The sequence below is a fragment of the Arcicella sp. genome (assembly GCF_964672035.1).
On record NZ_CBABQS010000032.1, the window covers coordinates 16,996 to 30,801 of the forward strand.

Consider the following 13,806-nt stretch of genomic DNA (forward strand, 5'->3'; position numbering starts at 1 on the left):
GTCATATTTCTCGTTTTATTTTAACAATAAATTCAAGAATTAATATAAAATTTCCTTTTTTAAATATGATAAAGACTAAATTACATCAAAAATTAAAATCTAAAAAAATGCGTTTCATTTACCTAACAACTACCCTTTTATTGTGTTCCAACTTACAGGCACAATTAATTCATTCTCATAACGATTATGAGCAAAAACAACCCTTTTTCGCTGCCTACAATCTGAGTTTTGACTCAATTGAAGCAGATTTATATGTGAAAGACAACGAACTTTATGTGGCGCATGATTGGGATAAAATCACGCCCGAAAAAACTTTTAAAAAATTATACATAGAACCGCTTTTGGTGAAAATCAAAGATAATAAAGGTTTTCCTTACCCTAATAAAAAGCCACTACAACTTTTATTAGATTTGAAAAAAGAAGGCAAGGAAATTTTAAAATTATTGTATTCACAATTAAGTCCCTACAGAAAGGAACTTCAGCACGTCACGATAAGTATTAGTGGCGATATGCCAGCGCCCCATGAATTTCAGCAATACGACAAAATATTTAACTTCGATGGTCGAATGGAACTGACTTATTCCGAAGATGCGCTCAAACGGGTATCACTTGTGAGTGCCAGTTTCTTGGATTTTGGAAAATACTGGGCGGGGAAAACGCCAATGTCTGAAGATGTTTTTCAAAAAATAAGTTCTTTCGTTGAATCAAATCATGCAAAAGGGAAAAAAGTAAGAATATGGGCAACGCCCAATTCCACTTTGGGGTTTGAAACGTTAAAAAAGCTAAAAGTAGATATCATCGGAACGGATGATTTGGAATTATTAGCCAAATTTAAAAAGGAAAATTAACGGGTAGGTGCAAGGTAATTCTGCTTTTGTATTTAAGTAGATTTGTAGAATTCATTTCTTTAAATTTATAGGACAGGTTTACAATCCTTAAAATTAAAATATCCATTATGGCAAATCTCAATATCAAATTAAATAAAACTAACACCTACGATGCAATTGTGATTGGCTCGGGCATGAGTGGCGGATGGGCGGCCAAAGAACTTTGTGAAAAAGGACTGAAAACCTTGGTACTTGAAAAAGGGAGAATGGTAAACCATGTCCAAGATTATCCGACCATGATGCAAGACCATTGGGATATGGAACACCGTGGAGCATTGACCGACACAGACCGAAAAAAGTATCATATTCAAGTGAGAAGTGGATTTGTAGGTGAAGCGAATAAACATTTTCATACCAACGATTTGGAAAATCCTTACCAAGAAACGCAACAATTCGACTGGATTAGAGGAAATCAAGTGGGTGGTCGTTCGCTGATTTGGGGAAAACATACTTACCGTTGGAGCAACCAAGATTTCGAAGCAAACGCTCGTGAAGGAATTGCCATTGATTGGCCCATTCGTTATCATGAAATTGCTCCGTGGTATTCTTACGTTGAAAAATTTGTGGGCGTAAGCGGTGAGAAATTGGGTTTAGACCATTTTCCCGACGGAGAATTTATGCCGCCAATTCCGTTGAATTGTTTGGAAGACCATTTTAAAAAAAGAAATATAACAACAACCGATACGTAACGCCTGGGCGAGTTGCTCACTTGACTGACCCACAAGAAGTTCACACAAAATTGGGTAGAGGAAAATGTTTAAACCGTAATCGCTGTTCTCGTGGTTGTCCGTATGGGGCATATTTTAGCAGTAATTCGGCTACTTTACCCGCCGCAAATAACACAGGAAATTTAGCAGTTAGACCGAATTCTATCGTGAAAGAAATCATGTACGATGAAGCGACCAAAACAGCAACGGGGGTACGAGTGATTGATTCCGAAACGAATGAAGTGCATGAATTCAAAGCAAAAATTATCTTCTCTCGTGCTTCAACTTTGTCAACTACGCAACTATTGTTAAACTCTAAATCAGCTCGTTTTCCGAATGGATTGGGCAATGATAGCGGAGAATTAGGGCATAATTTGATGGATCATCATTACCACGTTGGAGCGATGGGCGATTTTGAAGGCATGGAAGACCAATATTATCAAGGACGAAAGCCAGCAGGATTATTCATTCCGAAATACGTAAATATTGACGAAAAATCGAAAAATCCTAACTTTTTGAGAGGCTTTGACTATCAAGGTGCGGGTGCAGGCAGAGCCAATTGGGGACGTGGTGGCGATGAACATTCCATTGGCGCAGATTTTAAAGAATCGCTGTATAAACCAGGGGGTTGGGGCATGGGTTTAATGGGTTTTGGAGAAGTTTTACCTTATCACGAAAACAAAGTTACGCTTCACGAAACATTGGTTGATAAATGGGGAATTCCGCAATTAGTTTTTGATGCTTCCATCAAGGATAATGAATTGAAAATGAGGAAACAAATCATGGCAGATGCTGCTGAAATGCTGGAATCGACTGGTTTTAAGAATGTTAGAACGTTTGATAATGCCGGAGGTTTGGGCGTTGGCGTACACGAAATGGGAACGGCAAGAATGGGAAAAGACCCAAAAACTTCGGTGTTGAATGGCAATAATCAGGTGCATGGCATCAATAATTTATTTATAACGGATGGTGCTTGTATGACTTCATCTAACTGCGTAAATCCATCCATTACTTATATGGCATTGACTGCCAGAGCGGTAGATTTTGCGGTTAGTGAAATGAATAAGAAGAATATTTAATTGAAAACTATTTGTTGCAAACAAAATTTGAACATATCGCAATATGAATCGTAGAGATTATTTAAAAAATACTACTGCAGTTTTAGGGTTTTCGCTTTCAAGTGCTTCTATGTCTGCTTTATTTATTTCGTGTGCCAAAGAAGCAAAATTGGACTGGAAACCCGTTTTTTTGAAACCCAATCAGGGAGAAATTGTGGCAGAAATTGCGGAAACCATTTTACCCAAAACCAAAACACCGGGGGCAAAAGAATTGGGCGTGCCACAATTTATTGATAAAATGGTGAACGAAACCAAAGACGAAAAGGGCAAAGAAGAATTTTTGAAAGGTTTAGAAGAATTCGATGAACGATGCGTGGACAAATACGGCAAACCTTTTGTCGCATTAACGCCAAAAGAAAAAACGGAATACTTGATGATTCATGAAAAAGAATCTCCCCGTTCGGGCATGAATCTTTGGGGAATAAACCTCGAACCAAATGCGCAGAAACCTACTTTTTATAAATCAATCAAAGGACTTACGCTTTTTGGATTTTATACTTCTGAAAAAATTGGAAAAGAAATTTTAGCCTATCAGGATATTCCTGGTGAATATTTACCTTGCATTCTACTGAATGGTCAAAATGCTTGGAATGAGTAAAATTACAGAATTATGTACTCATAGACACAACTCAAAAATTCGACTTCGATAACCGCTGACGGGATGAAAAACCGCCGTCAGGGTCTTTGTCCGAAACCCTGACGGCTGTTTTTCACCCCGTCAGCGGTTTTGCATATTTGTACTTTTCATTGCATTTAGAAATACTTGAAGGCTTAATTTTAGAATTTATTTCTGATCATCCTTATAAATTTTTCTTCCAGTCATTCTTCCCTCCTCTTGTTGTAGTTCAATTTGAAAATTGTCTGGACTCATCAAAATGCAAACAGTATATGGGGTAGGCTTACCGTAAAAAATCACGGGTTTCGGCTCCATAATAATTTGATAATTATTGGCTTTTGCGCCGTAAAAAGCGGGTTCAATTTCATCGTATAAAAAACCTAAATGGTCTACATTAGCCACAAATTTTTTGGGGTTACGTACCACAACTTGCTCACGAACAAGCCCTAATACTTCTGGCTCGGACAAAACAAATTTATAATTTCCTATTTTTAACACTGTTGAGCGATCCTTTTTATCTATAATTTCCGCCGATAAAACGGTTTGATAAAATTTTACATTTTCTTCTAAGTTTTTGACTAAAAGCTGCAAATGGTCGATCCCGAATTCCGTTTTCATCTTCTTCATTTTTGGCCGCTCCACTAAAACAATAATGTTATAATCAAAACCGTACATTGCCACTGCATTTACTTCGGGTTCGGTTGGTAAAGTAAAGTCTTCCATCGCAAAATGATAACCGGTTTTTAAAAGTTTCTTTACCGTTTTGCGAATATTATTTGTATTAAATGCAACCCAATAGACGCCATACATCGGCGGATTTGAAGCAGAAGGTTTCAATTTTTCACGTAACAAGTTTTTAGAAATATCTTCATTTATACCCGCAAATGGACCCGATGTTGAAATAGTCAAAGTAGCCTCCTCGGGACGTAGAGAGATATAATCATTAAATGGCAAGGGATTAATTGCTTGTTCGGCCATAGCACGACCTTGAAAAAAGGTCTTGAAATAATTTACCGCAACCTTACGAACCGACGAGTCACTCACGTAATAATGTATGTCATCTAAAAGAATAGGCTTTTGGGCAGTTGCTTCAAAATATAGAAAAAATAAGCAAAAAATAACATAGTTTAATTTCATAAAAGTTCTATTTGGTTGTCGGGAATATTAATTGAGGAGTCTTATTTCATTTCTAAATTAATCTAAATTACGATAAATAAGGTTTTTTTGTTGAAATAATTGAATTTTTCATTATTAAATCAATAATAATACAAATGCTGACCGCCAATTATTGACAGTCAGTATCTGCAATACTAATTTTCTTTACATAATTTTTATAAAACCATACTTACTCTGTCAAACATCATTTGCTCAAAGCCTCTTTATAGCTCACTAATTTTACGCCTTTTTTTAAGATGGCTTCTTTCACTTTTTCGCTGGTAAAAATAGTGGTAACGTCTTGTCTTCCTTGGGCTACATCTTCGTATCCAATGTGGGAAATAGCCCTCAATTCGGCATTATCTACACCAGGGTGTTCTACAAAAACATACGTTTTACCACTTTCTAATTTATCAAGCATACCAATAAATCCTTCAATTCTTTCTTCCGTTGTTTTGTCTTTAAAATCAAAACCTGTGTAGGCAATGTTATTATCTTTTTGAGAATCTGAATCCACCATTATTAAATTGTATTCATTGGCAACTCGTTTACATAAGGCCTTAATTTCGGGCGTAAAACCCGTGCTACCCATGTGTCCAGAAATATGGCTCAATCGTGGAATGTATTTCAACGCCATTTCAATTTGTGCTTTCAACTCTTTTTCATAATCTTCCACCTTCCAATCATTGTCTGTGATGGCCTGTTTTGGATAATTATTGTTGTGATAAAGCATTGGGTAAAAATAACCATCGGCATTTCTCAGGCTTTTACAATCTGTTAAAGGTCGCCATTTTACATTATCCCATTCGCTGGTAATGGCAAAGTGCAAACCCACGTCAATTTTGGGGTTTTGAACCAACAATTTTACGGCTTCAGGAAACCACGGCGACGGCACAATTACCTCAATCGAAGTCTCAATACCTTCATTATAGCATTTTATCAACGCCTCATTTCCCGAATGAGAATATCCCATATCGTCCCCTCTGATAATCAATTTTGGCGCATTGGCCACATCTTTGCCAATAACTCCTTTTGAAATATTTCTTTGCTGATTCTTATTGAAAATATTCAGAAAATCAACACTTACTTTATCATTTTCAAAAGTACAAGTAATCGTTTCAGTATGAGGACTTTCGATGTATCTCAACGTCATTTCAAGCGTTTTATCGTCCTTCCATTCATAGCTTCCTGCTACTTTAAAAATGGGTAATCCAACCCGATTTGCTCTTGCTCGTGCCACTAAATAGGGCCCAAATTTTGTGGTTTCTGATAATTCCCACTTCCCAAATCCGAATGGAATTTTATGGGTTACGGAGTCCGTTTTTAAGGACAAATAACACATATCATTCTTGAATTCTACACTAACACCTTCAAGGCTTTTCTCTCCCGCAAGCATTCCGTAATTTTTACCAGAAATTACATTTTCGATAGTAGAATGAGCATTCTTAGTGCCTATTGGTAAAGCTAATGAAGCCGTTTTTTCTATTAAACTTGCCAATAATTTAGGATTTAAAGCCAATTTCTTATCTTGAAAAGCGGGTAATAAATACTTCCAAATCAGGTTAATTTCTCCCTGCATATCGGGTGCTTCGGCAGTAATAGCAATTACGGCATCTTTCTCTGGCAAAACGATAATATACTGTCCGTTTGCGCCATCACCCCGAAAAGCATTATTTCTACATCGCCACATTTGATAGCAATATCCTTGCAACCAATCACTCGAATCTTTGCGGGCTTGCGTGGCATTTGGGTCTTGCATAATTTTCATGGTTGTAGCCTCCTCAATCCAAGAAACTGGCAAAATTTGCTTTCCCTTCCACATTCCTTTTTGCAGAAATAACTGACCAAATTTAGCCATATCTTCGGTTTTCAAACGCAATCCCCAACCACCAGTATTAATTCCTTTTGGGTCAACTTCCCAATCCATTCCAGTAATTCCGAGTGGGTCAAATAGTCTTGGTTTTAGATAATCAATTACTTTTTGTCCAGTCACTTTCTGCACAATCGCAGACAACATATAAGTAGCGGGAGAATTGTACAGAAACTTGGTACCAGGTTGATATTTAATGGGTGTATTCAAAAAATCTTTAACCCAATTATCACTCAAAGCAATGATAGCAGAAGGCTCTTTTTCGTGCCCTACACTCATACTCAAAAGGTCTTTAATCTTCAATTCAGCTAAATTTGGGCTGATTGTGGTGGGTAAATCTTCTGGAAAAAACGAAATAACTTTATCATTAACCGTCAATTTTCCTTCACTCACGGCTAACCCGATAGCAGAAGCCGTAAAACTTTTACTACACGAATATAAAGTATGTTTTAAATCACTTCTATAGGGATTCCACCAGCCTTCCGAAACCACTTTTCCGTGTCTCAGAATCATGAAACTGTGTAATTCATGCTTACTTTTTGAAACGGCATCAATAAAACTACTAATACCTTCGGATGAAACCCCTTCAGCTTCGGGGGTACTTCTTTGAAGTGAAATATTTTTTTGAGCAAATAGATTAATGCTCAAAAACAGTAAAATGAGGATTTTTTTCATGGTTTTTGTGGAATTGAGTAACATTGAGATTGAAAATGGTTGATGTTACCACTTCAAGTTTCAAAGGTAAAAATAATTTTGTTTTACTGAATGCTTAGTTCTATGGCAATAGAGAAAATAGTTTGCATTATGAACCCAATAATAATTATCGTAGTTTAAACTATGAGTCCCATGCTAACTTTACCCATTATTAAGAATGTTTCATCACAATATTCAGACCCCACCCATCACCCCTGATTGGAAAGTTCAATATTACCCTTGGATTATTTGCTTTTCGGGGCTTCTTACCTTAATTGTAGTTAATGGTCTGACTACCACCTCTTTATCAGTTTTCGACAAAGCATTTTTGGATGAATTTCATTGGAGTCGTGAGGAATTAAAAGTCAGAGAATCAATTACTAATGGTGTCACACTTCTTTTCATCTTAATTTCGGGGATAATTATTGACAAGATTCGAGTAAAAAAAATGCTTCTTTTGGGCACATTAACCTTAGCAATAACGCTGGCGAGTTATAGTTTTATTCATAATAAATTTGAAGCCTATCTTGTTCATTTTTTCTTGGGAATTGCTATGGTTACGGCAGGTTCAGTTTCGTGTATCATCTTGGTTTCATCATGGTTTAATGACAAAAGAGGATTGGCCATTGGGATAGTTTTAGTAGGCACAAGTCTTGGAAGTGCCATTTTCTCCCCTTTAAACACCCATTTATTAGATGCTTACGGTTGGCGACAAGCATTTCAAATACTATCAATATTTCCATTGTTAGCCTTTTTTTATATTTATTTCTTTGTAAAAAATTCACCCGCTGAAATTGGCATTTTTGCCTTAGGATTTGGAAAAAATCTCGAAAAAAATATTAGTTCAGATTTGTTGAAAATAGGAATGTCGTATAAAGAAGCTACAAAAAAACACCTATTTTGGTTAATATGTATCTGTGGATTTTGCACATTTTATAGCCTTGTAGGCACCATTGCTAATGTTTTTCTGCACGTAGTTGGTTTGGGTTTTGATGCTAAAAATGCCAGTTATTATTTAACTTTATATTTTTTAATTGCTGGTTTGAGCAAGCTGTTAATTTCATTATTTGCCGATTATATTAATCCATACATCGTTTTTTCAACTTGCTGTCTATTGATGATATTGGGCATTTTAGGTTTTTCTTCGATGGATAAATCAATAATATTGCCGTCAATTACCTTTTTAGCCATTAGTTGGGGTGGAATTTATTCGCTATATAATCTCATTATTATCAAAAGTTTTGGATTGAAAGAAGCGGGCAAAATCAACGGAACCATTAGTATGTTTGAAGGCGGAGGAGCGTTTTTAGGGCCTTTTTTAACCGCAAAATTATTTAATTTAGAAGGCTCCTATCAAATATCATTTTTTATTAATGCCGCTTTAATGGGCTTTGTATTTATCATTTCCATAAAATTCAAATCATACGTAGATAAACTTAAATCCACTGAAATACAATAATTTATGAAATACAATTTCAACGAAGTCATCGACAGAAAAAATACCGATTCTTTCAAATGGGATTTCTTCCAAGACCCCGAAGGAACCATTCCCATGCCCGTGGCGGACATGGATTTCAGAAGTCCAGAACCAATTTTAGAAGTACTTAGAGAAGTTACCGAACATGGTGTTTTTGGCTATTCAATCGTTCCTGAAGAACTAAAAGACATTTTGCAAGCTCGACTTGAACGGCTTTATGGTTGGAAAACTGAAAAAGAATGGCAAGTTTGGATTCCTGGACTTGTTCCTGCTATTACCGCAACTTGTCGAGCGATTGGCGAAATTGGCGAAGCCGTTATTACTTCCATTCCAGTGTATCACCCTTTTCATCTTGCGCCTGGGTACGTAGGTAAAAAACTACAAACGTTTCCTTTAATTGAAGTAGAAAATCGTTGGACATTCGATTTTGATGCGCTCGAAAAAGCGATTACGGAGGATACAAAATTGTTCATGTTGTGCAATCCTTACAACCCTGCGGGAACGGTTTTTACGAAGGAAGAATTAGTAAAATTGGCAGAAATTTGTCAAAAACATAACATCATTATTTGTTCAGACGAAATCCATTGTGACTTAATTTTGGATGAAAATAAAAAACACATTCCCATAGCCAGTTTGAGTCAAGTAACTGAGGATATGACCATTACGCTATTAGCACCTTCAAAAACCTTCAACATTGCGGGTTTGGGCTGTTCAGTAGCCATCATTCCGAACCCTGAATTGAGACAAAAATTTAATGCCGCAAAAGATGGTTTTTTCCCTCCACTTCCCCGACATTCAATGGTGGCGGCCATGGCAGCTTATCGTGATTGTGAAGACTGGCGTTTGCAATTAATTGATTATTTGAAAGCCAACCACGATTATATGTATCAGGAATTAAATGGATACAAAGGTTTGAAATTATTACCGCTGGAAGCTACTTATTTAGGTTGGATTGATGCCCGTGAAACAGGCATTGAGAATATTCAAGAAGTAATTTTAAAGTCAGGAGTAAGATTAATGACCGGAAAAACTTTTATGGGTGATGGCTTTTTACGCCTAAATTTTGCCTGCCCAAAATCAGTTTTAGAGGAAGCAGTGAAGAGAATTAAAATAGCATTATCATAAATTTTACAGCAAAAATGGAAGTCATCCTTTTGAAGAACGACTTCCATTTTTGACATAATACTTAATTTCAGTGGAATATGCCTAATTATTAATCACCAAAATAATATTTTCATACGCCAAACCTTCGACTTCAAGTTCATCCAAATTCCAGAGAGAAAGTCCTGTGCGAGCTTCCAAAAGTCTATTTTGAACTTCAAAAGCACCATTGATGATAAATACAAATGCGCTATTCTCAATCGGAAAAACGCCTTCTTTCCTCCCACCAAATTTGCCCATAAAAACTTTTTCTGTCAAATAATTTTCCGCAATTTGAAACAAAGAATTGACATTTTTCTCCAAGTCAAATTCATAAAAATACTTCCCATGAGGCATTTGCTTTTCTGGCTTTATCCAAATTTCAAGATAATTTATCAGCTCCGCTTCGTAAGGATTTTGGATAAGAATTTCATCCTGATTTTTTATCGAAAAACAAGCTAATTCTCCCGGATTGAGGATATTACTTTCATTTTGATAAAATACTTCCACCGCTCCTACTAAGGGCAAAAGTATTATAACGTAATCATCATCGGCTAAAAATATCGACGTTTTTTGAGCCGATAAAGTGTTATCCAAAAACTTAATTAAGGACGTAAAAGGAGAAGTCGAGGTGGGATTTGGGAGCGTAAAATAACTCCTAAAAGTATCGGTTTGAAAACATTCTCTGCGTTCGGAAAGATAAATTATTCCTTCGGTTTGTCGCATTTTATTGTGATAAAAAATGTAGCTCAAAAGTCGTATTTGAGCTACATTTTCATTTTATAATTATTCCTAAGCACTGACCACAATAGTATGAGTCAAGGTAAAACCATTGGTAATATCACCCGATAATGATGCTAACTGCGTTGAATATCCATCGCTAAAAACATTATCTTTTTCGTTGGTTGTGTCGGCTTTTCCTTTTTTATAAAATGAGGCTGCTGTGGTAAAAACGGTATCACAGACAGTTGCAGGAAAGGCAATTTGCGTTACCAAAAGTGATTTGCCACTCGTATTATATACGTGGACGTGAATGTGAACGGCACGTCCGCTGTACCAACCTGGAAAAATTGAGGAAAAGCTAACTAAACCGTTTGCATCCGTTGTTTGACGACCTCTTAAAAAATGTACGGATGTATAATTCGTAGCTTGCATTCCTGAACCTCCATATTCAGAATAATTACCATCGGCATCACAATGCCAGATATCCACAACCGCTCCTGCTAAATTAGCACAGCTATTATTTTTATTTTTAATCGTAATGTTTGTTAACATACCTACACCTGCTCTGCCCGAAGTAATATCTTTTATCACATAACTGGCAGGTGTATGCGTTGGGAATGGCCCTTCCGTTTCCGACGGATTCACTGTGCAATCACTGGCTGAACTCCCATTAGTTGAACCAGGGGTGGTCGATGAACCAGTGGTTGTCGTCACAGCATCAACTGATGAACTTTTGCAAGTAATTAGCAATGGGGCAATTGTCATCAATCCCAGACTTGACAAACCGAATTTTAAAAATTTTTTTCTTTCCATTATCACCACTAATTTTTGAAATGTGAGTTAATTATACTCATAAATACGTTATCTGGCGGTTCTATATTGCTTTTATTTACTTCAACAATTGTTAAAGACTGTTAAAAATAATCATCAATCTTTTTGTTTTAAAAGCATTCTATATTAATCTAAGTCGCTTTTTACCACCTTTACGAATGCACTGCGCCTCGGAGCGGGCAATTGTGAGAGTTCCCCTTTAATACCTTTCCAGAGAATTTCATTGAAAAGGTTATCATCGTTACTATCCACTTCTGTAAAATCTAACCCTTCTGAACGTTTAGCCGAGGGAGTGTACGCAGTATTTACCTCACTCAAATCCACCGAAACAGCAATCGATTTAAAAGGCATAAAATCAGGTTTTGAAGTAAAACAGCGATACATCGGCGTGGCGGCAGCATCGTATTGGGTCATCGGAGGTAGACCCAAAATCAGTTCTATGGTTCGCAACATTCCTGAGGTTGAATACATCGTATGATCAATAGATTTACGTTTTGTGTAAGGACTTATTACCAAAGCAGTTGAACGGTGTGCATCCACGTGGTCCGGGCCATTTTGTGCGTCATCTTCCAAGATAAATACGGCCGATTGATTCCAGATTGGGCTTTTACTTAAATGTTCAATAAACATTCCTACCGCTAAATCATTATCTGCCACGCAAGCAAAAGGAGTTGGTTTTCCTACTGCCATTCCTTGCGTATGATCAGCACCAAGCCTAATTGAGTTGAAAGCAGGAACGGCTTTAGCAACAACCAAAGAGTCAAAATCTCTCTTCCATTGGGTTACTCGAGTTGTATCCTTTATTTTTTGGTTATAATATCCTGTAAAATATGAACAAACGTGTGCTTTATCTAAGACAGGGATGTTCCCCTTTTTGTCGTCGGCAAAAACACCATACGTACGAAAACTAACTCCCTTGGTTTTACAAATATCCCAGATAAAACCACTTTTATTATTGGCAATTTCACGTCGTCCCATTGCTTCGGTTACACCACCTCTTCTACCGTAAGCTGTAGGCCAAGTTTTTTCTAAATAATCATTAGCATGAGCGCCTAAAGACCAGTTATGACCATCAGCACTAACTTCAGCATCGACATAAAAATTATCGAGTAACACATACTCTTTAGCTAATTTATGCTGATTTGGTGTGTATTTTTCCCCAAATAAGCAGAGCGTTGAATCACCGTTTCCTTCTTTTATATCCCCAAAAACTTGGTCATAAGTACGGTTTTCCTTCAAAATATAAAAAACGTGCTTAATTTGGGACGAATCTCCTACTTTCATAGGAATAGGATTGTTTATTTCGCCTTCAGCGATAAGTTCTTTGTCTTTTTTATAGGGCGTATTTTCGTACACTTTTTTAGAATAAATGGTTAGTTCACTTTCACTTGGTGAATCAATAATGCTGAGCGTTCCTTTCATCAAATTACCAATGTATTGTCCACGAGTATCTTCCCCCAGATGAGATTCCGAACGGATGGCTTTTTGTGAAGGTTGTGGCCCTTTGGGATTCGCAAATGAAGTAAATCCTTTTCCGTTTGCGACAAAAATTTTCTTACCTACCACTCTCACATTCGTAGGATACCACCCCACTGGCATAAACCCTTTTGAATAACTCTTTCCTTTGGTACTTACATCAAAAACTGCTAAACAATTATTATCTGCGTTAGCAATATAAAGAGTTTTTTCATCTTTAGATAAGGCAACCCCGTTGGTAGCCGACCCAACCAATGAGTTTGGATACAAACCTGCGTCCAATACCTCGATTACTTTTTGTAATTTTGTATCAATCACTGAAACGCTGTTATCTCCCGCATTTGCCACAAATAAATGCTTTCCATTTTTGCTCAGAATTAATTCATTGGGATTGTATGAAACGGCAATTGTACTTGTAATTTTGCGGGTTTCAGTATCAAATAAAGCAATCTTACGACCGCCCCAGAGTGAGATATACAATATTTTTTTATCGGGAGAAAGAACGCACGTATATCCTTCATGACCTAAATTTTGCTCGTGTACGATGGCTTTAGTTTTCAAATCTATTATATAAAACGAGTTGTTTTCTTTGGTAACCACGTATATCAATTGACGGTCATCGTCTATCTCAATTCCCACGGGAGAAATTTTGTTGGGCCATTTTTTACCTAAAATTAAACTATCACTTAGGATAAGTTTATTTTCGACAATGGCATATTTCAGAATCCAATTATCATTACCCCCCGAGGCATATAGGCTTTTTTCATCACGGCTAAACTTTAATCCATAAAATGATTTTGGGATTTCTACGTTATCCAGCATTTTCTCAGTTTTTATATCAATTAGCTGAATCGTTTGCTTACCTTGCCCATTGTTCGTTACTGCCATCAATTTTTGAGACGAAGAAACCGACATATTCAACGGTAAATCACCCACTTCAATCGACCGCCCCGCAGGAGTCAACGACCAGCCATTGGGCAACATTACTCGGCGACTTTCAAGTTGAGCATTTAAAGATTGTCCATAGGTTGCCACAGAACATAGCAACAACATGAGCTTAAAAATTTGTTTCATTTGAGTTATTTTTAAAAGTATAACGCTGGTAAGCTACTT

The 13,806-nt window shown here is 36.8% G+C and carries 9 protein-coding genes and 1 pseudogene; 5 read left to right on the plus strand and 5 right to left on the minus strand.

From position 1 onward, the window contains the following. Positions 1-107: 107 nt before the first annotated feature. The 3 genes and pseudogenes from AC1W31_RS10700 (at position 108) to AC1W31_RS10710 (ending at position 3,310) form a co-directional block, all read left to right on the plus strand. A complete protein-coding gene (locus AC1W31_RS10700) occupies positions 108-848 on the plus strand; it encodes a PI-PLC domain-containing protein (RefSeq protein ID WP_481734435.1) in 741 nt (246 codons plus the stop codon). 107 nt (positions 849-955) lie between these two features. Then, positions 956-2,673, plus strand: a pseudogene (locus tag AC1W31_RS10705) (GMC oxidoreductase). A gap of 43 nt (positions 2,674-2,716) precedes the next feature. Next, positions 2,717-3,310 carry a gluconate 2-dehydrogenase subunit 3 family protein gene (locus tag AC1W31_RS10710; protein ID WP_481734436.1) on the plus strand — a complete coding sequence of 198 codons (594 nt, stop codon included), beginning with the start codon at positions 2,717-2,719 and terminating at the stop codon, positions 3,308-3,310. Positions 3,311-3,496: 186 nt separating this feature from the next. On the opposite strand, the gene AC1W31_RS10715 is transcribed toward AC1W31_RS10710, so the two are convergent. Both AC1W31_RS10715 and AC1W31_RS10720 read right to left on the minus strand, forming a co-directional pair. Then, positions 3,497-4,465, minus strand: coding sequence for a VOC family protein (locus AC1W31_RS10715; RefSeq protein ID WP_481734437.1), 969 nt, complete (start codon positions 4,463-4,465; stop codon positions 3,497-3,499). A 223-nt stretch (positions 4,466-4,688) separates the two neighbouring features. Next, positions 4,689-7,028 carry a ChbG/HpnK family deacetylase gene (locus AC1W31_RS10720; protein ID WP_481734438.1) on the minus strand — a complete coding sequence of 780 codons (2,340 nt, stop codon included), beginning with the start codon at positions 7,026-7,028 and terminating at the stop codon, positions 4,689-4,691. 196 nt (positions 7,029-7,224) lie between these two features. Between AC1W31_RS10720 and AC1W31_RS10725 the strand changes: the two genes are divergently transcribed. Further along, the gene (locus AC1W31_RS10725; RefSeq protein ID WP_481734439.1) at positions 7,225-8,505 is read left to right on the plus strand and encodes an MFS transporter; all 1,281 of its coding nucleotides are present in this window, start codon (positions 7,225-7,227) and stop codon (positions 8,503-8,505) included. 3 nt (positions 8,506-8,508) lie between these two features. Further along, the gene (locus AC1W31_RS10730; RefSeq protein ID WP_481734440.1) at positions 8,509-9,648 is read left to right on the plus strand and encodes a MalY/PatB family protein; all 1,140 of its coding nucleotides are present in this window, start codon (positions 8,509-8,511) and stop codon (positions 9,646-9,648) included. A gap of 81 nt (positions 9,649-9,729) precedes the next feature. Here AC1W31_RS10730 and AC1W31_RS10735 read toward each other — a convergent pair whose 3' ends face one another. The 3 genes from AC1W31_RS10735 to AC1W31_RS10745 form a co-directional block, all read right to left on the minus strand. After that, entirely contained in the window at positions 9,730-10,389 is a 660-nt protein-coding gene (locus AC1W31_RS10735) for a pirin family protein (protein ID WP_481734441.1), read from the minus strand. 66 nt (positions 10,390-10,455) lie between these two features. Beyond that, entirely contained in the window at positions 10,456-11,199 is a 744-nt protein-coding gene (locus AC1W31_RS10740) for a dioxygenase family protein (protein WP_481734442.1), read from the minus strand. A gap of 144 nt (positions 11,200-11,343) precedes the next feature. Next, the gene (locus AC1W31_RS10745) at positions 11,344-13,767 is read right to left on the minus strand and encodes a bifunctional YncE family protein/alkaline phosphatase family protein (RefSeq protein ID WP_481734443.1); all 2,424 of its coding nucleotides are present in this window, start codon (positions 13,765-13,767) and stop codon (positions 11,344-11,346) included. Positions 13,768-13,806 lie beyond the last annotated feature (39 nt).

Bases quoted from the DNA above. Each gene is read 5' to 3' on its own strand.
- AC1W31_RS10745 (WP_481734443.1), bottom strand. From the start codon at position 13,767: ATGAAACAAATTTTTAAGCTCATGTTGTTGCTATGTTCTGTGGCAACC.
- AC1W31_RS10710 (WP_481734436.1), top strand. From the start codon at position 2,717: ATGAATCGTAGAGATTATTTAAAAAATACTACTGCAGTTTTAGGGTTT.
- AC1W31_RS10730 (WP_481734440.1), top strand. From the start codon at position 8,509: ATGAAATACAATTTCAACGAAGTCATCGACAGAAAAAATACCGATTCT.
- AC1W31_RS10715 (WP_481734437.1), bottom strand. From the start codon at position 4,465: ATGAAATTAAACTATGTTATTTTTTGCTTATTTTTTCTATATTTTGAA.
- AC1W31_RS10735 (WP_481734441.1), bottom strand. From the start codon at position 10,389: ATGCGACAAACCGAAGGAATAATTTATCTTTCCGAACGCAGAGAATGT.
- AC1W31_RS10725 (WP_481734439.1), top strand. From the start codon at position 7,225: ATGTTTCATCACAATATTCAGACCCCACCCATCACCCCTGATTGGAAA.
- AC1W31_RS10720 (WP_481734438.1), bottom strand. From the start codon at position 7,028: ATGAAAAAAATCCTCATTTTACTGTTTTTGAGCATTAATCTATTTGCT.
- AC1W31_RS10700 (WP_481734435.1), top strand. From the start codon at position 108: ATGCGTTTCATTTACCTAACAACTACCCTTTTATTGTGTTCCAACTTA.
- AC1W31_RS10740 (WP_481734442.1), bottom strand. From the start codon at position 11,199: ATGGAAAGAAAAAAATTTTTAAAATTCGGTTTGTCAAGTCTGGGATTG.